This is a genomic window from Pseudomonas sp. 58 R 3 (assembly GCF_900006605.1).
GTDB classification, from domain to species: domain Bacteria; phylum Pseudomonadota; class Gammaproteobacteria; order Pseudomonadales; family Pseudomonadaceae; genus Aquipseudomonas; species Aquipseudomonas salomonii.
Map to the genome: position 1 here is coordinate 310992 of NZ_CVTT01000065.1, position 18721 is coordinate 329712.

Genomic DNA, 18721 nt, shown 5'->3' on the forward strand with positions numbered 1-18721 from the left:
CATGAGCGAGAAAAACCCCCTGCCGTTTGCCAAGACCCAATCCAAGGCCATGTTGCTGTGGGTGCTGGCGGTGCTGATCGGCTTGCCGTTGATTCTGCCCTCGGCGACCCTGGCCACCGAGATCCTGATCTTTGCCCTCGCCGCCCTGGCCTGCAACCTGTTGCTGGGCTACACCGGGCTGTTGTCGTTCGGCCAAGGCATCTTCTTTGGGGCCGGTGCGTATTGCGCAGCGCTGCTGATGATCCACCTGCAACTGGGCTTGTTCAGCGCATTGCTCGGCGCCGCCATTGCCGGTGGTTTCCTGGCGTTTCTGGTCGGTGCGCTGGCGATCCGGCGCACCGGCATTTACTTCGTGATGCTCACGTTGGCGTTCAGCCAGATGGCCTACTTTGTCGCCTACACCTTGAGCGACTGGACCGGCGGCGACAACGGCCTGCTCAGCGTGCCGCGCCCGGAGATCCGTATCGGTGACACCGTGCTGCTGTCGCTGGCCGATGCCCGAGTGTTCTATGGCTTTGTCGCGGTGCTGTTCCTGCTGATCTTTATCGGCGCGCGCCGGGTAATCGCCTCGCCGTTCGGCAGCACCTTGATGGCGATCCGCGAAAACGAAACCCGCGCCTCGGCCATCGGTTATGACACGCGGCATTTCAAGATCCTGGTGTTCGTGCTGTCCGGCGCGGTCACCGGTATTGCCGGCGCGCTGTACGCCATGCTGCTGCACTTTGTGCCGCTGTCGAACATCGACCTGGCGATGTCCGAGAACATCCTGATCATGACCATCGTCGGCGGCACCGGCTCGCTGTTCGGCTCATTGCTGGGCGCAGGTTCCATCGTGCTGTTGGGGGATTTCCTCTCCGACCTGTGGCCGCGCTGGCTGATGTTGCTCGGCGTGATCCTGATCTTCGTGGTGATCTTCATGCGCGGTGGTTTGTGGGGCGGCCTCGCGTCGTTGTTCGAACGGGTACGCGGCAGCCGCAAGAGCGCCGCCGTCGCCAAGGAGGAAGGGCTATGAGCATCCTGCTGGAAACCAAGGACCTGGAACTGGCCTATGGCGCGTTCCATGCGGTCAACGGCGTCAACCTCAAGGTCGAAGCCGGCACCATTCACACCATTATCGGCCCCAACGGCGCGGGCAAGACCAGCCTGTTTCACTGCCTCACCGGCGAGCGCCAGGCCACCGCCGGGGCGATTCATTTTGACGGCAAGAACCTGATGCGCAAACCGGCCCACGGCCGCGTCGGCCTGGGCATGGCGCGCTCGTTCCAGCTCACCAGCCTGTTCCAGAACCTCAGCGTGCGCGAAAACCTGCACCTGGCCGCCCAAGGCCGCGACGGCGCGCGGGCGCTGAACTTCTGGCGTCGCGTCGACAGCACGCGCGAGCATCTGGAGATGGCCGATCAAGTGTTGGAGCGTCTGCAACTCACCCGTCGCGCCGACACCCTGGCGGGCGAGTTGTCCCACGGCCAGCAACGGGTGCTGGAAGTCGGCATGTCGATCTGCTCCAAACCCAAACTGCTGATGCTCGACGAACCGACGTCGGGCATGGGCATCGATGACATTCCGATCATGACCCAACTGATCAGCGACCTCGGCCGCGACCACACGGTGCTGTTGATCGAACACAACATGAGCATTGTCATGTCCATCAGCCAACGCATCACCGTGATGAGTCACGGGCAGATCCTGGTGGAAGGCACGCCGGAGTTTGTGCGTGCCGATGAGCGTGTGCGTGCGGCTTATCTTGGGGAGGCTGCCTGATGCTGATTGTCGAGAATATCCATTCCTACTACGACAAGAGCCATGTGCTCGAAGGCGTGTCGCTCACGGTCAATCCCGGTGAACTGGTGACGCTGCTCGGCCGTAACGGCGCCGGCAAGACCACCACGCTGCGCAGCATCCTCGGGATTATCTGCCCGCGCCAGGGCCAGATTCACTTCAATGGCCAGGCGCTGGTGGGCCAGAAGATCTTTGAGATCGCCCGTCAGGGTTTGGCGCTGGTGCCGGAGAATCGCGGGATTTTCCGCCTGCTGACCGTTGAGGAAAACCTGCGTATCGCCGTGCGCAAGACCAGCCGCTGGCAGCTTGAAGACGTGTACGGCATGTTCCCGCGCCTCAAGGAGCGGCGTAAAAACGCCGGCCACGCGTTGTCCGGCGGCGAGCAACAGATGCTCGCCATCGCCCGTGCGCTGCTCAACGACCCCAAGCTGCTGATCCTCGACGAGCCCACCGAAGGCCTCGCGCCGGTGATCGTCGACGAGTTGGTGAAGATCCTGCGCAAGGTCAAGGACGACGGCCTGCCGGTGTTGCTGGTGGAACAGAACCTGATGGTCTGCGACAAGCTTGCCGACCGCCATTACGTGCTCGAACAGGGCCGCGTGGTGTACGAGGGCAGCGCTGCTGACTTCCGCGCCGACCCGAGCATCAAGAACCGCTACCTGGCCTTGAGTGCCTGACCGGAGATTTGCACATGAATAGTTTTGCGCAACCGCTCAAGAGCAATGCCCCGCTGATCAACCGCGACCGCTTGTGGCAATCGTTGATGGACCTGGCCCAGCTTGGCGCTACGGCCAAAGGCGGCGTGTGCCGCCTGGCCCTTACCGACCTCGACCGCCAGGCCCGTGACCTGTTTGTGCAATGGTGCGAGGCCGCCGGGTGCAGCGTCAGTGTCGATGCCATCGGCAATATTTTTGCGCGGCGTCCAGGGCTTGATCCGACGCTGGCGCCGGTGATGACCGGCAGCCATATCGACACGCAGCCCACCGGCGGCAAGTTCGATGGCTGCTACGGCGTGATGGCCGGGCTGGAAGTGATCCGCACCTTGAATGACCTGAATATCCAGACCCAAGCCCCCATTGAGGTGGTGGTGTGGACCAACGAAGAAGGCTCGCGCTTCCCGCCGTGCATGATGGGTTCCGGGGTGTTTGCCGGCAAGTTCGACTTGCAGGACACCCTCGACAAACTCGATGACCAGGGCCTGTCGGTAGGCGCCGAATTGCAGCGCATCGGCTACGCCGGTTCGCGCGCGGTACTCGGCCACCCGGTTGGCGCGTATTTCGAGGCGCATATCGAGCAAGGCCCGGTGCTGGAAGACCGCGCCACCACCATCGGTGTGGTCATGGGTTGCCTCGGCCAGAAATGGTTCGACCTGACCCTCACCGGCGTCGAAGCCCACGCCGGCCCGACGCCCATGCACCTGCGCAAGGACGCCCTGGTGGGCGCCGCCGAGGTGATCAGCGCGGTCAACCGCATCGCCCATCAACAACAACCCCACGCCTGCGGCACGGTTGGCTGCCTGAACCTGCATCCCGGCTCGCGCAATGTGATTCCAGGCCAGGTGCACATGACCATCGACCTGCGCCACCTGCATGCCGATAAACTGCAAGCCATGGTTGATGAAGTGCGCGGCGTGATTGAAGCCACCTGTGCCCGGCATGGCCTGAGCTTTGAACTGACACCCACCGCCGACTTCCCGCCGCTGGACTTCAACCCGGCCTGCGTCAACGCCGTGCGTGACGGCGCCCAAGCGCTGGGCTTGAGCCACATGGACATCGTCAGCGGCGCCGGGCATGACGCGATTTTCGTCGCCGAACTCGGCCCGGCCGGGATGATCTTTGTGCCCTGCGAAGGCGGCATCAGCCATAACGAAATCGAAAACGCCGCGCCGGATGACCTGGCAGCGGGCTGCGCCGTGTTGCTGCGCGCCATGGTCAACGCGGCGCAGGGAGAAGCGGCATGAGTGAGATTGGCCAACTGACGGCGGTGCAACTGCTGCAGCATTTTCGCGACAAGACCTTGTCACCGGTAGACGTCACTGAAGACGCTTTGCTGCGGATCGAGCGCTATAACCCGGTGGTGAACGCCTACTGCCATGTCGACCCGCAAGGCGCGTTGAACGCGGCGCGGGCCTCGGAACAACGTTGGCTCAAGGGCCAACCCTGCGGTGCCCTGGACGGCGTACCGGCCTCGATCAAAGACCTGACGCTGACCGTCGGCATGCCCACCCGCAAGGGTTCGCGCACCTCCTCTGCCGAAGGGCCGTGGGAGGTGGATGCGCCCTTCTCAGCGTTTATGCGCAAAGCCGGCGCGGTGTTGCTGGGTAAAACCACCACGCCGGAATTCGGCTGGAAAGGCGTCACCGATAACCCGCTGTACGGCATCACACGCAACCCGTGGGACACGCGCACCACGGCGGGCGGCTCGTCGGGTGGCGCCGGTGCGGCGGCGGCGCTGAACCTGGGCGTATTGCACCAGGGCAGCGATGCCGGCGGCTCGATCCGTATTCCGTGTGCGTTCACCGGTACCTTCGGCATCAAGCCGACCTTCGGCTATGTGCCGCAGTGGCCGGCCAGTTCCATGACGATTCTGTCGCATCTGGGGCCGATGACGCGCACCGTGGAAGACACCGTGCTGATGCTGCAAACCGTGGCGCAACCGGATGCGCGCGATGGCCTGATCGGCGCGCCGCGCAATACGCCGTGGTTGTCGGGCGCTATGGATTTGAAGGGCTTGCGTGTGGCCTACAGCCCCACGTTCGGCTATGTGGACGTGGACCCGCAAGTGGCCAACGTGGTTGCCCAGGCGGTTGAGGGTCTCGTGCAACTGGGGGCTCATGTCGAGCAGATCGACCCAGGCTTCAGCGACCCTCTGGAGGTGTTCAGCACCTTGTGGGCAGCCGGTGCGGCGCGCCTGACGGGCTCCATGAGTGATGCGCAAAAACAATTGCTCGACCCCGGTTTGCTGCGTATTGCCCAACGCGGCCAGCAGTTGAGCCTCGGCGCTTTCAACGATGCCCTTGAAGCACGCGCGGCGTTGGTGGCGAGGATGGCGGCGTTTCATGAGCACTATGACCTATTGGTCTCGCCGATGATGCCGATTACCGCCTTCGAGGCTGGGCATAATGTGCCGCCGGGTTCTTCGATGAAAGAATGGATGGAGTGGACGCCGTTTACTTATCCGTTCAATTTGACCCAACAACCGGCAGCCTCGGTGCCCTGCGGGTTAGCGGCGAATGGCTTGCCGGTGGGCTTGCATGTGGTGGGTGCGCGGTTTGCGGATGAGCAGGTGTTGAGGGTGTGTCAGGCCTATGCCAACGCCTTCCCTACCGAACACCTTGAAGCGCCGCGCGGGCTCTGAACCGTGCATGTGCGGTGGCATCGGGCTTATAATCCGCGCTTCATTTTTTGTTGCGCGGATTGTTTCAGATGCGATTTACAAGGACTTTTCTGGCGAGTGCAGTGCTCGCCGTCTTGCCGGTTATGGTCCATGCCACAGCGTTGGACTTGAGCTACGAAGCGCCTGAGCTTGAGGCAGTGCCACACGATGCGCCGGTAACGGCCAAATCGCTGTTTCCGGTTCAGACACAGGCGCCGGTGACGTTCGAGTACAAGTGCAAGGGGCCGCGTTGTCAGTATGAGGATGACCTGGAGCAGCGGCACGAAGACCAGACCACGCAAAGTTGGTCCATCGGTATTCACTAGGGTTCGGCCTGCCTTGAGCTGAAATGCAATCATCAATTGTGGGAGCGGGCTTGCTCGCGAATGCGGTGGGTCAGTCAATTCATCTATAACTGACATACCGCATTCGCGAGCAAGCCCGCTCCCACATTTAAACCGAGTTGCATCAGGTAGATAGGCTTTTGCTTTGCATTTGATTTGGCTTTTGATCTGAGGCGCCCCGTCAACCACGATGGCCGCACTCCGGCTTGAATCCGTGGGCCGTCGCGCTGGGCCATCCTTGGCTCAGCGCGGCTAACCCGGCGTATACACCCAGCACCCCAACAAACCCACACACCCCAGTTCCAAGCACATTCCATTACACTGTCCCCCATTCATCCCAGGGGGCTTCATGGACATCGAACTGGCACGCACTTTCCTCGAAATCACCCGCTGCGGCAGCCTGGCCGCGGCCGCCGAGAAACTGCACGTCACCCAGACCGCCATCACCGCACGGGTCAAGAGCCTGGAGAGCCAGTTGGGCAGCACGCTGTTTGTGCGCAACCGCGCAGGCGCCAGGCTCACCGCCGATGGCGAAGCGTTTGTGGTGTACGCCAACCAATTGCTGCAAACCTGGGAAGCCGCCAAGCGCGACCTGCCGCTGCCCGATGGCTACCGCAACGTGCTGCACATCGGCGGCGAGGTCAGCCTGTGCAACCCATTGATGCTCGGCTGGGCGAAGGCCTTGCGCGAAGAGATCCCCGGCCATGCGCTGCGCACCGAAGTGCGTGAGGGTGAATACCTGTTGCGCCAACTGGAACTGGGCGTACTCGATGCCGCACTGGTATTCCAGCCGCAATACTGGCCGGGCCTGCAGGTCGAACAAGTGCTGGAAGAAAAACTGATCCTGGTGCAGTTAACCAGCAAACCCGCCCCTTACGTGTATATCGACTGGGGCCAGGGCTTTCGCCAGCAACACGACGCCGCGCTGCCCGACAAGGCCCGCGCCGCGCTGAGTTTCAACCTCGGGCCGCTGGCCTTGCAGTACATCCTGGAGAACGGCGGCGCCGGGTACTTTCGCACGCGGGTGGTGCAAAGCTACCTGGACAGCGGCGTCATGCAGCGCGTCCCGAAAGCGCCGGAATTCAGCTTCCCGACCTATCTGGTCTACTCACGGGCGCGGGATTCGGCGGTACTGCAGCAGGCGCTGGGGCTGCTGCGCGAAGTGGTCAAGGCCGAAAGCGACTGGTCACAACGCTGGGACCCGCTGATTTGAATCACCCTACGCCCGCGCGCATGCTAGCCTGCGGATGTTTCCCAGCGCAGCCTTACCGATGAACAAGAAAAAGTCCGTCACCATCAGCGACATCGCCAAACGGGTGGGCATGACCACCATCACGGTGTCCCGCGCACTGAGCAAGCCCGACCTGGTCAAGCCCGCCACCCTGGCGCGCATTCTCGAGGTCGCGCGCGAGCTGGACTACGTGCCCAATGCCTTCGCACGCGGGCTCAAGCGCAGTGAAAGCCTGATCATCGGCGTGATCACAGCCTCAGTCGACAACCCGTTTTACAGTGAGATGATCAAGGCGATTTCCCGCGAGGCGAAAAAGCACGGCTACACCATCATGCTGGTGGACACCGATGAGCTGGAAGAGCTCGAAAGCAAAGCCGTCGATACTCTGCTGGGCTATCGCGTGGCGGGCATCATCTTGTCGCCGGTCTCCGACGAGCCCAGCTACCAACCCGACTACCTGGAGCGCCTGGGCAACGGCAAAACCCCGGTGGTGCTGCTCGACCGCACGCTCCACGACAGCCCGTTCAGCCGCGTGGTGCTCGACAACTACCACAGCGGCATCCAGGCCGCGCACTACCTGTTGCGCCAGACACCCGACCTTAAACGTCTGCTGGTACTGACCGGCCCGGAGCATTCACGTATCACCGTGGAACGCCTCAAGGGCCTGCGCGAAGTGCTGGCTGAGCACCCCCATATTCAGGTCGAAGTGCAGGCCGGCGACTACACGCTGATGCCGTCTTACCTGCACACCCTCGATTACCTGGCCGAGCAGGCCGCGCCCGATGCGATCATGGGTTTTAACCAGCTGATCACCCTCGGCGCCCTGCGTGCCTTGCGCATGCACAACATCGCCCACGACAGCCTGACCATCTGCGGCATCGACCGCCTGCCCTTCGCCGATATCTTCGGCGTGCCGATCGCCTGCGTGGCCCACGACGCCTCACTCGCCGGCAGCAGCGCGGTACGCCTGCTGCTTGACCGCTTGCAGGACCCGCACAAGCCACGGGACAAAGTGGTGATCGCCGGCGTGCTGGAAAACGGCTAGCGGCTGGTGTAGCCCCCATCGATCGGCAGGCTCACGCCGCTGATCATGCTGGCGGCATCGCTGAGCAGGAACAGCACCGGCAGCGCGACTTCCACGGTTTGTGCGAAACGCCCCAACGGAATGGCCGCCAGCGCCGGGTCGCGTTTGGCCGGGTCAGACCAGGCCTTGGTCGCCATGGGCGTGAGTGTGACCGTGGGATTGACGCTGTTCACACGAATGCCAAAGCGCCCCCACTCGGCGCACTGCACGCGGGTGATCGCGTCCAGTGCGGCCTTGGACGCGCAGTAGCCGAGGTGATCGTCCAGCGCCACCAGCGAGGCCTGGCTTGAGACATTGACGATGCTGCCGGAGATATTGGCTTCGATCATTTTTGCCGCCACTCGGCTGGCGACTTGTGCGGCGGCGCGGGCGTTGACCTGCATGACCTGATCGAACGCCTGCGCACTGATGGCAGCGGCGGGTTCCAGGCGTGAGATGCCGGCGCAGTTGACCAGGCCATGCAGTGGCGGCAAGTCGGCCAGGGCTTTATCCAGGCCGATGCTGTCGGCGATATCCACGCATAAGCTGTTGCAGCCCAGCTGTGCCAAGGCTTGCGCGTCGCGGCCGAGGGCGAAGACGTCGGCACCGGCGGCGATCAGCTGTTGGGCGATTTCGCGACCGATGCCGCTGCTGGCGCCGGTGACGAGGATGCGCTGGCGGGTGAAGTTGAAGGTGGTGGTCATGGATCACAGTCTCGAAAAAAGTGGAGATCCAGTGTGGGAGCGGGCTTGCTCGCGAATGCGGTGGGTCAGTTATAGATGAAGTGACTGACACACCGCATTCGCGAGCAAGCCCGCTCCCACTTTTGGACCGCGTGAATTCAGTTGGTTTGCAGGTTGTGCATGATCGGTTTGAGGGCTGGATACAGCTTCAAGTACTCGGCAAACGCCCGGTCATACGTCATGACATTCTCGCGTTTGGGCTGCGCCCGCAGTTCCAGCTGCACCCAGCCTTTGTCCATCTGGTCATCACTCACCAACCCCACCGTATGCGCCGCCAGCAACGCCGCGCCCAAGGCCGCTTCCACCTCCTGCACGATGGTGTAAACCGGGTAGCGGGTGACATCGGCAATAATCTGCATCCACAAATCCGAATGGCTCGCGCCGCCCACCACAATCAAGCGTGGGTCCAGTGAATGTGCGCCCTGGGTACCGGCTTCAATGTTGTGGCGCAGGGCAAAACTCACGCCTTCAAGCACCGCGCGGTACAGGTGAATACGGCTGTGGTACAGGTTCAGCCCGACGAAACTGCCACTGGCGCGGTCATCCCACACCGGGCTGCGTTCGCCCATCAGGTACGGCAAAAACAACAAACCTTCGCTGCCCGCCGGCACCTGGGTGGCGCTCTGTTCCAGCAACACCAGGCTGTCCTGGCCGCTGGCCTGGGCCTGCTGTTCTTCGGCCTGGCAGAACTGCTCGCGAAACCAGCTGACCGACGCCCCGGCGGTGATCGCGCCGCCAAAGATGTACAGGTCCCGACGGCCGTTGTAGACATGCGGCATGCTCACTAACCCGTGGTGTGCGTCCACGTGCTGGTTCAAGTAACCCCAGCACATGCTGGTGCCGATCATCGCCACATGGTTGCCCGGCTGCGTAACACCCGCCGCCAGCGTCGCCATGGCTGCATCCACACCGCCGGCCAGGATTGGCGTACCGGCCTGCAAGCCCAGGCGCGTGGCCCAGCTTTCGAGCAAACCGCCCACCACCTCACCGGAGTACACCAACCGCTCGGGCATCATGGCCTGTGGAATGCCCAGCGCAGCGAGCATCTCGGCGGACCAGCCGCGCGCCTTCACGTCATAGACCCCGCCGATATTGCCGGCGCTGCTATGGTCCACCGCCAATTCGCCGGTAAGGCACCAGTTGATATAGCTGTTGGGCGGCAGCAGGTAGCGCGTGTCAGCCCACACCTGCGGCTGATGCTGCTTGAGCCAGAGCATCTTGGTGAAGCCGTAGTAGCTGTCCACCGAGTTGCCGGTGATTTCGAACAAGCGCTCCAGATCCAGGTGCTCACGCACCCACGCCACCTGCTCGCCCGCGCGGCGGTCCATCCAGATCAGGCACGGGTGCAGCGGCGTGATCTGAGCGTCCACGGCAATTCCCGAACCGCCGTACAGGCTACTGATGCACAGCGCGTTGACCTGCCCGGCCGCCACGCCGGACTTGGCCATGCACTGCGCCACACACGCCTCGACCGCCTCCAGCCACACCTGCGGCCATTGCTCGGCCCAGCGCACTTTCGGGGTATCGACGCGATACCCCTGGCTGTGCTGGGCAATGATCGTACCTTGACCATCCACCAGCAGCGCCTTGGTGCTCTGGGTTCCTATATCGACACCCATTACATAGTTCATAGATCAAATCACCGGCTTCAACAGCACCTTGATCGACTTGGTCGAGTTGGCCAACGCAAAGGCCTCGGCGAAATCATCCAGCGGGAAGTCATGGGTCACGATGCCCTTGGACGTCACCAGGCCGCGCTCGAACAGGTCGATAGCGATCGGGTAGCAATACGGGCCCAGATGCGCGCCGCGCACGTCCAGCTCCTTGCGGTCGCCGATGATCGACCAGTCGACGCTGGTTTCGGCGCCAAACACACTGAACTCGACAAAACGCCCGAGCTTGCGGATCAGGTCCAGGCCTTGGGTCACGCCCGCCGGCACGCCGGTGGTTTCGATGTACACGTCGCAACCATAGTTATCGGTGAGGCCATTGATGATCTCGCGGGCATTGTCGCGGGACGGGTTGATCACCACGTCGGCGCCGAACTGCTTGGCCAGTTCCAGGCGCTCGTCGACCATGTCGATCACCACCAGTTTTTTCGGGGTTTTCAGCGCGGCGACCTGAACCATGCACAGCCCCAGCGTCCCGGCACCGGCGATCACCACCACGTCGTCGAGCTGGATTTCGCCACGGTTGACGGTGTGGATCGAACACGCCATCGGCTCCACCAGCGCCGAGTCTTCCAGCGACACCGACTCGGGAATCCTGTGCACGATGGCAGTCTTGGGGATGCGCATGTACTGGGCCATGCCGCCTTCGGCGACTTCTCGCTGGAAGCCGAAGATATTGTGCACTTCGCACATCCAGTACTTGCCCGACTTGCAGAAGCGGCACTTGCCGCACGGTACGATCTGCTCGGCGATCACCTTGTCGCCCACCGCCACCTCAAAGTGCTCGCCGGCGCCCTCGCCCACTTCCTCCACGTAGCCGAAAAACTCGTGGCCCGGCACCACCGGCGCCTTGACCCACGGGTTGTCGCCGCCCCAGAACATCGCCGCGCCGGAATGGCATTTGCAGTCGCTGGCGCAGATGCCGCAGGCGGCAATGCGGATCACCAGTTCATTGGGGCGCGCCTTGGGTTTGCCGATGCGCTCCAGGCGGTAGTCTTTGGGGCCGTGGCAGACGACGGCTTGCATCTCGGTGTGCTTGTCCATGTGTTCGGTCCTTTCTTGTCAGGTGTTTATTTATGGCGCTGACGGCTGATGAAAATCGCCAGCAAAATGATCCCGCCCTTGATCACGCTCTGGACGTAGGGCGAGACCCCGAGCATGTTCAAACCGTTATTGAGTACGCCCAGCAGCATGGCGCCGAGCAAGGTGCCGACAATCACCCCGCGCCCGCCGGCAATCGACGCACCGCCGAGTACCACGGCCGCAATCGCATCCAGCTCGAACGACACACCGGCATTCGGCTGGCCGCTCATCAAGCGTGAGGTGAGCACCAGCCCGGCAATCGCTGCGGTCAGGCCGCTGATGCCGTACACCAGCAACTTGAAGCGCGCCGCCCGTACGCCCGACAAACGCACCGCTTCTTCATTGCCGCCGATGGCGTAGATGTAGCGGCCGATACGCGTGTGTTGCAGCAACACATAGGCGGCAAAGTAGGTGACCAGCATGATCAGGATCGGCACGTCGACGCCGAACAGGCTCTGGCGGCCGAAGAAACCGAACCACTCCGGCAACCCCGAAATCGGGTAGCCGTCGGTGTACATCAGGCCCAGGCCACGGGCGATGCCCATGGTCGCCAGGGTGACGATGATCGGCGGCATGTGCAGGTAGGCGACGAACACGCCATTGCCGATGCCGAAGGCCACGCCGATCAGCAGGCCGGCGCCAATCGCCAGGCCCGGCGGCAGGCCTGCGACCATCAGCCCTGCGGTCAAGGTGCCCGACAGCGCCATCACCGGGCCTACCGACAGGTCGATGCCACCGGTGAGAATCACGCAGGTCATGCCCACCGCGATAATCGCGTTGATCGACACCTGGCGCGCAATGTTCGACAGGTTGCTGGTGGTGAGGAAGTTATCGCTGGCGAAGATCATCACCAGGGTCACCACCACCAACCCCACGAAGGGATAAAACGCCGGCGAGCGCACCAGCCGCGCCAGGTTCAGGCGCAGTCGGCTGGTGTCGCCGGTATTAACGGACATATTCACTTGAGCCCCCTGTTGCATGGCGCATGACCTCTTGTGGGTTGACGGCGGCCGCTTCCAGCAGCTTGACGATGGCGCCCTTGTGGAACACGGCGACGCGGTCGCACATGCCGATGACTTCGGGCAGTTCGGAAGAAATCATGATGATCGCGTAGCCTTGTTCGGTGAGGCTGCGCATCAGCGCGTAGATCTGCGCCTTGGCGCCGACGTCGATGCCGCGTGTGGGTTCATCGAACACCAGCACGTCGCAGTGGTGGTTGATCCAGCGTGCGATCACAACCTTTTGCTGGTTGCCGCCACTGAGGTTGAACACCCGGCTTTCGCCGCTGGGCGCCTTGATCGACAGCTGGCGCATCAACGCCTCAACGCCGGCGCATTCCTTGGCCTTGTTGATCAGGCCCGAGGCGTTCTGGTACTTGGGCAGGTTGTTCAGGGAGATGTTTTCGCGAATGCTGAAATCGGTGATCAGCCCTTCGCTCTTGCGGCTTTCCGGCAGCAGGCCGATGCCGTGGGCCAGAGCCTGCGCCGGGTCATTGAGGGTGACTTTCTCGCCGCGCAACCACACGTTTTTGCTCACCGACGGCAGCGCGCCCATCATGCCCAGCGCCAGCTCGGTACGACCGGAGCCGACCAGCCCGGCAAAGCCGAGGATCTCGCCCTTGTGCAGCTGAAAGCTGTTGTGCGGGCCATTGCGTACCAACTGGATGTCCTTGACCTCCAGCAACAGCGGGCCACGGTCTTTCGTGGGTTTGGGTGGAAAACTGTTTTCCAGGCGGCGGCCGACCATCATTTCGACGAGCCGGTCGATATCACTGTCGGCCACATCGGTCACGCCGACGTTACCGCCATCGCGCAATACGCTGATGCGGTCGCACACCTGGAAAATCTCCTCCAGGTGGTGAGAGATAAAAATCACCGCCACGCCCTGGCGCTTGAGTTCGCGCATGATCTCGAACAGCAGTTCGGCTTCGCTGGGTGTGAGGGTGGCGGTCGGTTCATCGAGTACCAACAGGCGTGCATCCAGGGCCAGGGCCTTGGCAATTTCGACGAATTGCTGCTCGGCCACGCTCAGGTGCTTGACCGCGCATTGCAGGTCGATACTCACACCCAGGCGCTTGAATAACGCCTGGCTGGCCTCGACCATTTTCCGCTTGCGCAGCAGGCCGAAGCGGTTGCTGAGCTCATGGCCGAGGAAGATGTTTTCCACCGCCGTGAGGTAGGGAATCAGGCTGAATTCCTGGAACACGATGCCAATACCGGCAGCGATCGCGTCGCGGTAAGTGGCAAATTTTTGCGCCTGGCCGTCGATCAAAATTTGCCCTTCGTCCTGATGCTCGACACCGCCGAGGATCTTCATCAGGGTCGACTTGCCCGCGCCATTTTCACCCAGCAACGCATGGATTTCGCCGCGCTCGACCTGCAGGTTGATGGACTTGAGGGCCTGTACGCCCGGGTAGCGCTTACAGATATTTTCCAGCTTCAGAAGACTGCTCATACCGCCGACCTCGTATTCAGAAGGAGACCTCAAGCCCCACGGTTCACGTGGGGCCGGGGCGATTTACCAGCTGAAATCCTTGGCCTTGGCCTGGTCGATCAAAGTGATGTCGACGGGAATGGTGGCCGGCACTTGCGAGCCCCACTTCTTGGCCAGGGCGATGCCCAGGGCCAGGCGAATCTGATCGCGCGGGTATTGCGCCGAGGTGGCGATGAACTTGCTGCCGGGCTTCTGGATCGCCTTGATGGCTTCCGGCGCGCCGTCGACGCTGACCAGTTTCACGTCCAGGCCGCTGGCTTCGATGGCCGACAGGGCGCCGAGCGAGCCGTTGTCATTCACGCTGAAGATGCCCTTGAGACCCGGCTGGGCCTGCAGCATGTTTTCGGTGACGGTCAGCGCCTGGTCACGTTCCTGCTTGCCGTTCTGGATGCTGACAATCTTGATGTCCGGGTGCTTGGCCACCGCCTCTTTGCAGCCGCGCACACGCTCAAGGATCGGCACCACGGCGATGCCGTCGAGGATCGCGATATTACCTTTGTCGCCGATGTTCTTGGCCAGGTATTCGCAGGCCTGGAAGCCGGCGTCGAAGTTTTTCGAACCGACGAAGGAGTCCAACGGGCCGTCGGCCTGGGCGTCCACTGCGACCACCACCACACCCGCAGCGTGGGCAGATTTGACCGCCGATTGCACGCCGACCGAGTCGGTGGGGTTGATCAGCAGGATATCGATGCCCTTTTGCAGCATGTCTTCGACATCGCTGACCTGCTTGGACACGTCATGGCGGGCATCGGTGATGATCAGCTTCGCACCGATAGTCGCGCCGGCTTCTTCCAGGGCGTTTTTCATAGTGACGAAATAGGGGTTGTTGATTTCCTGGAAGGAGGCGCCGATGCGGATCGGTTTGGCGGCGTCGGCAAACGCTGTAGTGGTGGCGCCGAGGGTGATGCTGACAGCCAGTAAACACAGGGTTTTCGGGAGCATTTTCATGGCGTGGTTCTCTGTTTTGTTTTTATTTTTAGAGCAAATGTTATCGTTAACATTTTGCGAGAAGCTAACAAGTAAATGGGGGCTGTGCAAGCCCCCGTTGGTCGCCCACGGTTCAAGTGTGGGAACTGGCTTGCCTGCGATAGCATCTACTCGCTCTACCTGACACACCGAGGTGTCTGCATCGCAGGCAAGCCAGCTCCCACAAAAGCCTGTTTCCACACAAGCCAGCTCCCACACTTGAACCACGTACCGCGCAAAAACTCGCACTATCTCGCGTACCAACTAAGCTCAGGCTCCAACAAAAAACCCGAGCGTGCCGCCATGGCCCACCCCACCGAGACCTTCCGCGCCGGCTACCGCGCCGCCGTGAGCGCCCGTTACAACCCCTGGCTGCACGCCGGTTTCGTGCTCGGCTACGGCATCATCTGCATCGCCCTGGCCTGGTCCTCCACCGCGCACATCACCGCGCTCCAGTGGCTGACCGTGCCGCTGACGCTGGTGTTCTTCAACCTGTGCATCTACCTCGTGCACCGCCACCTGGGTCATCACAAACACAGCCTGGCCCGGCTGTTCTATGCGCGGCACACGGGTGACCACCACAGCTTTTTTACCCCCGGCCACATGACCTACGACAGCCCGCGAGACTGGCGGGTGATTCTGTTCCCGGCCTGGCTGATCGTGCTGCACAGCCTGGCGATCACCCTGCCCGCCTGGTGGCTGCTCAAACAATTGAGCCCCAACGTCGCCGGACTGTTTGCCGGGTGCATGATCCTTGGGTATTTACTTTACGAAGTGTTTCACGCCTGCGAGCACTTGCCCGCCGAGCACCCGGTGGCGCGCCTGCCATGGATTCGCCAGATGCATCAGTTGCACGCCCTGCACCATCGCCGTGAGCTGATGCAGGGGCGCAATTTCAATATCGTCCTACCGCTGATGGATTACCTGTTCGGCACCCTGCACTGGGAACCGAACGCCCACGACAACCAGGAATAGTCATGAGTACCCGTCCCAAAAAATTGCGCCACTTGCTGTTCGTACTGCTGCTTGCAGTCATCGCTTTTCTGCTGCTGATGCCGACCAACGTGCAACCGGTGAACTGGTCGCCGCCCACGGCGCCCTCGCTGAAAAACGGCGCCTACGCCGAGAACCAGCGGCTCAAGGGCATTGAAAAAATCGGCGCCCAGGACATCGCCGGCCCCGAAGCCTTGCTGCTCGACCCCCAGGGTTTTCTGATCAGCGGCCTGCAGGACGGGCGCATTATCCGCACCTCGCCAAACAGCCACACCCTGGAGGTGCTCGCCAACACCGGCGGCCGCCCGCTCGGCCTGGCGTTACACCCGGATGGGCGCTTGATCATTGCCGACGGGGTAAAAGGGTTGCTCGCCTTGGATGCCAACCGTCAACTCAAACTGTTGAGCAGCAGCGCTGACGGCGTGCCCTTTGGTCTCACCGACGATGTGACCGTCGACGCCGGCGGGCACTATGCCTACTTCAGCGACGCATCGAGCCGCTGGGGCTACGGCCAGGACGGCACAGCGGTGATCGAGCATGGCGGCGACGGCCGGTTGCTGCGCTATGACTTCAGCAACGGCCGCACCGAGGTGTTACTGGACCGGCTGCAATTTGCCAATGGTGTGACCCTGGGCCCGGATGAAAACTACGTACTGGTGAATGAAACCGGCGCCTACCGCATCAGCCTTTACTGGCTCAAGGGCGAGCGCAGCGGCACCCATGACCTGTTTATCGACAACCTGCCGGGCCTGCCGGACAACCTCAGTTTCAACGGGCGCGATCGCTTCTGGGTCGCCCTGTATTCGCCACGCAACCCGTTGCTTGACGGTTTCGCCGGCTACCCACTGTTACGCAAGGTGATGGTGCGCGCACTGATGGTGGTGCCCAAGCCCATCGAGCGCAAAGCCTTTGTGCTGGGGCTGGACACCGATGGCAAGGTCATCGCCAACTTGCAGGATGGCAGTGCGGGCAATTACTCGCCGGTCACTACCGCACGCGAATACGGCGACTGGTTGTACCTGGGCTCGCTCACGAGCACCAGCATGGCGCGCCTGCCGTTGAAGCTGGCGCTGGCCGGCGAATAACAAAAAGGGGCAGCCTGTTCAGGCTGCCCCTTCTGATTTACATCACGGTATCAATGGATGATGTTTTGGGTGCAGATGTGCCCAAAGGTCACATATTGCACATTGTCACCGCCGACACCCACGCCCGGGAACTCGTCCAGCTCAATACGCCAGCCGCCGAAGTTGAAGGTGGTGTCCCAGGTGTACTGCACGCCGGTGCTGCTGTCCGGGTACTGCACGCGGTTATCGCCAAAGCAGGTACCGAGCGCGGCACTGGCCTGGGACGTGCCGGCACTGTTGGTAGTGGCCTTGAAGTCGGTCCAATGGAACTCGGTGCCCTCAAAGCGTTTGTCGACACGCAGCACAGGTGTGACGCCGAGCAGTGGCGCACCCGTGGAATCGGACCAGTTGGTGGTCCAGTTCAATGTGCGCCCCGCCTGAGTCGCCATCCAGAATATCGATGCCGGCACCCGCACGATGTTGTCACCGGTTACCTGCGAGCTATTCAGGCGTGGCGCAGAGCCGAGGCTCAATTTGTAGTACTTGCTCGGGTCCTGCGTCACGGCCGGGTTGGCCCGCACACGCACCTTGACGGTGGTACCCGGCGTGACGCTCGGGTAAGTGGAGGTAGAGCCGGCTGGCACGACGATCCAGTTGACGCCATCAAAGCGCTCGAAGATCCACTGGTTACGGCTGCCACTCTCATCGCCTGCCAGGTACATGCTCACGGCCTGGCCACGCACGGCCTTGAAGTCGAAGTAATCGACGTCGTTGGCGTTGTCGAGGTTGCCGCTCACCTTGTTCATGGTGTCCGGCAGCGCAAAAGCATCTTGCGCCGTGTCGTTGGGCTCGAAGGCATCGATGTTGGTGTCTGCCGCCACGCCAAAACTGAACTGCGCATTGGTTGCGGTCTTGGCCACCATGTACCAGTAGTAGTCACCGGCCGGCAGCACGCCGTCGATGTATTCATCGGCATTGCCGGCGTTATCGGCGGTGGCCAGCAGTTGCAGGTTGCCTTGGCCGTCATCGCGGAACAGGCTCAGCGACATGTCGGCGCCGGCACTCTGGTTGATCAACTGCACCAGCACCCGCGCGCTTTTTGGCAGGTTGAAGTGGTAAGGGAAATCCTGGCCCGTTTGCACTTCGCTGATGGTGTAGAGGGTGTTGATATCCAGGGTCGGAAACAGCGGAACAAAGTCGGCGACCGCGGCACTTTTCAGCTCGCTCTGACTCGGCTTTTTCAACGTGCCGATAACGGTGTTGAACGGTGCGGATTTGGCAGCCTTGGTAACCGCCTTGGCCTTGCCGTCCCGTGCATCCAGCAGCTTTTGCCGCAGCGCCTCCGACATCGGCACCGCAGTGAGCGTGCCGCCAGGTTTGAGCGCGTCAATCTCGCTTTGGCTGACCGTGCCGGGGGTGAGTTTGGGAAGGTTCAGATCGGCCAGGGCAGAGGCCGAGATAAAGCAGGAAGCCATCATGGCCGCGCCCAGCATAAGAGCTTTGGTTGGTTTCATTTTTTATCCATCCATAGTTAAAAAATTGATGCTCAGGTGAGCGGTGACATCCGGTCACCTGGGATGGAATGTAGAACAATACTGTATGCATGAACAGTATTTTTTAGAAAAAAATTAACCTCCTTCAAATAGGTAGGTCACCCCACCTGCGCCAAACGGACCAGACCACGGTTGTGATCAGCCAGATAAACCCCCAGGTAATAAGGCCATACCACCCAACGTTTGAGCGCCAAAGGCACAGACGCCAGTTCGTCCTCGGTCACAACACCGGCTTTCACGTGGCGCGTTGAATCGGACAGGAACTCAAAAATCAGCAACATGCGGTACTGCCTGTCTATCCACTCCTTTCGTCTCCAAAAACGTTTATTGCCACCAACCCTCCCGTTTCCACACGCCTCTTTGATCT

The 18721-nt window shown here is 61.8% G+C and carries 18 protein-coding genes; 10 read left to right on the top strand and 8 right to left on the bottom strand.

Features of this window, described 5'->3' with window-relative positions:
* Position 1 precedes the first annotated feature (1 nt).
* From BFP92_RS22530 to BFP92_RS22565, 8 genes are all read left to right on the top strand, one after another.
* Positions 2-1012: a branched-chain amino acid ABC transporter permease gene (locus BFP92_RS22530; RefSeq protein ID WP_065931152.1), complete on the top strand. Its 1011-nt coding sequence runs from the start codon at positions 2-4 to the stop codon at positions 1010-1012.
* Positions 1009-1758, top strand: a complete 750-nt coding sequence (locus BFP92_RS22535) for an ABC transporter ATP-binding protein (protein ID WP_065931153.1) — start codon at positions 1009-1011, stop codon at positions 1756-1758. Before BFP92_RS22530 ends, BFP92_RS22535 begins: the two co-directional genes overlap by 4 nt.
* Positions 1758-2453, top strand: a complete 696-nt coding sequence (locus BFP92_RS22540; protein ID WP_065931154.1) for an ABC transporter ATP-binding protein — start codon at positions 1758-1760, stop codon at positions 2451-2453. The genes BFP92_RS22535 and BFP92_RS22540 overlap by 1 nt, the downstream gene beginning before the upstream one ends.
* A gap of 14 nt (positions 2454-2467) precedes the next feature.
* A complete protein-coding gene (locus BFP92_RS22545; protein WP_065931155.1) occupies positions 2468-3736 on the top strand; it encodes a Zn-dependent hydrolase in 1269 nt (422 codons plus the stop codon).
* Positions 3733-5133 carry an amidase gene (locus tag BFP92_RS22550; protein ID WP_065931156.1) on the top strand — a complete coding sequence of 467 codons (1401 nt, stop codon included), beginning with the start codon at positions 3733-3735 and terminating at the stop codon, positions 5131-5133. The genes BFP92_RS22545 and BFP92_RS22550 overlap by 4 nt, the downstream gene beginning before the upstream one ends.
* Before the next feature lie 101 nt (positions 5134-5234).
* Positions 5235-5477 carry a hypothetical protein gene (locus BFP92_RS22555; protein ID WP_170875856.1) on the top strand — a complete coding sequence of 81 codons (243 nt, stop codon included), beginning with the start codon at positions 5235-5237 and terminating at the stop codon, positions 5475-5477.
* A gap of 367 nt (positions 5478-5844) precedes the next feature.
* Complete coding sequence (locus BFP92_RS22560; RefSeq protein ID WP_065931158.1) at positions 5845-6708, top strand: LysR family transcriptional regulator; 864 nt, start codon at positions 5845-5847, stop codon at positions 6706-6708.
* Positions 6709-6766: 58 nt separating this feature from the next.
* Complete coding sequence (locus BFP92_RS22565) at positions 6767-7771, top strand: LacI family DNA-binding transcriptional regulator (protein ID WP_065931190.1); 1005 nt, start codon at positions 6767-6769, stop codon at positions 7769-7771.
* Here BFP92_RS22565 and BFP92_RS22570 read toward each other — a convergent pair.
* The 6 genes from BFP92_RS22570 to BFP92_RS22595 all read right to left on the bottom strand — a co-directional run bounded on the left by BFP92_RS22570 (position 7768) and on the right by BFP92_RS22595 (position 14726).
* The gene (locus BFP92_RS22570) at positions 7768-8493 is read right to left on the bottom strand and encodes an SDR family oxidoreductase (protein ID WP_065931159.1); all 726 of its coding nucleotides are present in this window, start codon (positions 8491-8493) and stop codon (positions 7768-7770) included. The two genes, BFP92_RS22565 and BFP92_RS22570, sit on opposite strands and share 4 nt — an antisense overlap.
* A gap of 137 nt (positions 8494-8630) precedes the next feature.
* Positions 8631-10163 carry an FGGY-family carbohydrate kinase gene (locus BFP92_RS22575; protein ID WP_065931160.1) on the bottom strand — a complete coding sequence of 511 codons (1533 nt, stop codon included), beginning with the start codon at positions 10161-10163 and terminating at the stop codon, positions 8631-8633.
* 3 nt (positions 10164-10166) lie between these two features.
* Positions 10167-11246, bottom strand: coding sequence for an alcohol dehydrogenase catalytic domain-containing protein (locus BFP92_RS22580; RefSeq protein ID WP_065931161.1), 1080 nt, complete (start codon positions 11244-11246; stop codon positions 10167-10169).
* A gap of 26 nt (positions 11247-11272) precedes the next feature.
* Positions 11273-12265 carry an ABC transporter permease gene (locus tag BFP92_RS22585; RefSeq protein WP_065931162.1) on the bottom strand — a complete coding sequence of 331 codons (993 nt, stop codon included), beginning with the start codon at positions 12263-12265 and terminating at the stop codon, positions 11273-11275.
* Positions 12231-13739, bottom strand: a complete 1509-nt coding sequence (locus BFP92_RS22590; RefSeq protein WP_065931163.1) for a sugar ABC transporter ATP-binding protein — start codon at positions 13737-13739, stop codon at positions 12231-12233. Before BFP92_RS22590 ends, BFP92_RS22585 begins: the two co-directional genes overlap by 35 nt.
* Before the next feature lie 63 nt (positions 13740-13802).
* Positions 13803-14726 carry a substrate-binding domain-containing protein gene (locus tag BFP92_RS22595; protein ID WP_056861330.1) on the bottom strand — a complete coding sequence of 308 codons (924 nt, stop codon included), beginning with the start codon at positions 14724-14726 and terminating at the stop codon, positions 13803-13805.
* Between the two features lie 321 nt (positions 14727-15047).
* Here BFP92_RS22595 and BFP92_RS22600 point away from each other — a divergent pair, with 321 nt between their 5' ends.
* Both BFP92_RS22600 and BFP92_RS22605 read left to right on the top strand, forming a co-directional pair.
* Positions 15048-15719 (top strand): sterol desaturase family protein, encoded by a 672-nt coding sequence (locus BFP92_RS22600; RefSeq protein ID WP_065931164.1) that lies wholly within the window; start codon positions 15048-15050, stop codon positions 15717-15719.
* A gap of 2 nt (positions 15720-15721) precedes the next feature.
* Positions 15722-16822: an SMP-30/gluconolactonase/LRE family protein gene (locus tag BFP92_RS22605; protein WP_065931165.1), complete on the top strand. Its 1101-nt coding sequence runs from the start codon at positions 15722-15724 to the stop codon at positions 16820-16822.
* Between the two features lie 50 nt (positions 16823-16872).
* Here the strand turns inward: BFP92_RS22605 and BFP92_RS22610 are convergent, their stop codons facing one another.
* Both BFP92_RS22610 and BFP92_RS22615 read right to left on the bottom strand, forming a co-directional pair.
* Positions 16873-18315, bottom strand: a complete 1443-nt coding sequence (locus BFP92_RS22610) for a hypothetical protein (protein ID WP_065931166.1) — start codon at positions 18313-18315, stop codon at positions 16873-16875.
* 137 nt (positions 18316-18452) lie between these two features.
* Positions 18453-18635, bottom strand: coding sequence for a hypothetical protein (locus BFP92_RS22615; RefSeq protein WP_239694303.1), 183 nt, complete (start codon positions 18633-18635; stop codon positions 18453-18455).
* Positions 18636-18721: the final 86 nt, after the last annotated feature.

What these genes read in the sequence shown, in the direction of transcription:
- BFP92_RS22590 (WP_065931163.1), bottom strand. Translation starts at nt 13,739, where the DNA reads ATGAGCAGTCTTCTGAAGCTGGAAAATATCTGTAAGCGCTACCCGGGC.
- BFP92_RS22610 (WP_065931166.1), bottom strand. Translation starts at nt 18,315, where the DNA reads ATGAAACCAACCAAAGCTCTTATGCTGGGCGCGGCCATGATGGCTTCC.
- BFP92_RS22585 (WP_065931162.1), bottom strand. Translation starts at nt 12,265, where the DNA reads ATGCAACAGGGGGCTCAAGTGAATATGTCCGTTAATACCGGCGACACC.
- BFP92_RS22595 (WP_056861330.1), bottom strand. Translation starts at nt 14,726, where the DNA reads ATGAAAATGCTCCCGAAAACCCTGTGTTTACTGGCTGTCAGCATCACC.
- BFP92_RS22565 (WP_065931190.1), top strand. Translation starts at nt 6,767, where the DNA reads ATGAACAAGAAAAAGTCCGTCACCATCAGCGACATCGCCAAACGGGTG.
- BFP92_RS22540 (WP_065931154.1), top strand. Translation starts at nt 1,758, where the DNA reads ATGCTGATTGTCGAGAATATCCATTCCTACTACGACAAGAGCCATGTG.
- BFP92_RS22530 (WP_065931152.1), top strand. Translation starts at nt 2, where the DNA reads ATGAGCGAGAAAAACCCCCTGCCGTTTGCCAAGACCCAATCCAAGGCC.
- BFP92_RS22570 (WP_065931159.1), bottom strand. Translation starts at nt 8,493, where the DNA reads ATGACCACCACCTTCAACTTCACCCGCCAGCGCATCCTCGTCACCGGC.
- BFP92_RS22600 (WP_065931164.1), top strand. Translation starts at nt 15,048, where the DNA reads ATGGCCCACCCCACCGAGACCTTCCGCGCCGGCTACCGCGCCGCCGTG.
- BFP92_RS22560 (WP_065931158.1), top strand. Translation starts at nt 5,845, where the DNA reads ATGGACATCGAACTGGCACGCACTTTCCTCGAAATCACCCGCTGCGGC.
- BFP92_RS22605 (WP_065931165.1), top strand. Translation starts at nt 15,722, where the DNA reads ATGAGTACCCGTCCCAAAAAATTGCGCCACTTGCTGTTCGTACTGCTG.
- BFP92_RS22575 (WP_065931160.1), bottom strand. Translation starts at nt 10,163, where the DNA reads ATGAACTATGTAATGGGTGTCGATATAGGAACCCAGAGCACCAAGGCG.
- BFP92_RS22550 (WP_065931156.1), top strand. Translation starts at nt 3,733, where the DNA reads ATGAGTGAGATTGGCCAACTGACGGCGGTGCAACTGCTGCAGCATTTT.
- BFP92_RS22545 (WP_065931155.1), top strand. Translation starts at nt 2,468, where the DNA reads ATGAATAGTTTTGCGCAACCGCTCAAGAGCAATGCCCCGCTGATCAAC.
- BFP92_RS22580 (WP_065931161.1), bottom strand. Translation starts at nt 11,246, where the DNA reads ATGGACAAGCACACCGAGATGCAAGCCGTCGTCTGCCACGGCCCCAAA.
- BFP92_RS22615 (WP_239694303.1), bottom strand. Translation starts at nt 18,635, where the DNA reads ATGTTGCTGATTTTTGAGTTCCTGTCCGATTCAACGCGCCACGTGAAA.
- BFP92_RS22535 (WP_065931153.1), top strand. Translation starts at nt 1,009, where the DNA reads ATGAGCATCCTGCTGGAAACCAAGGACCTGGAACTGGCCTATGGCGCG.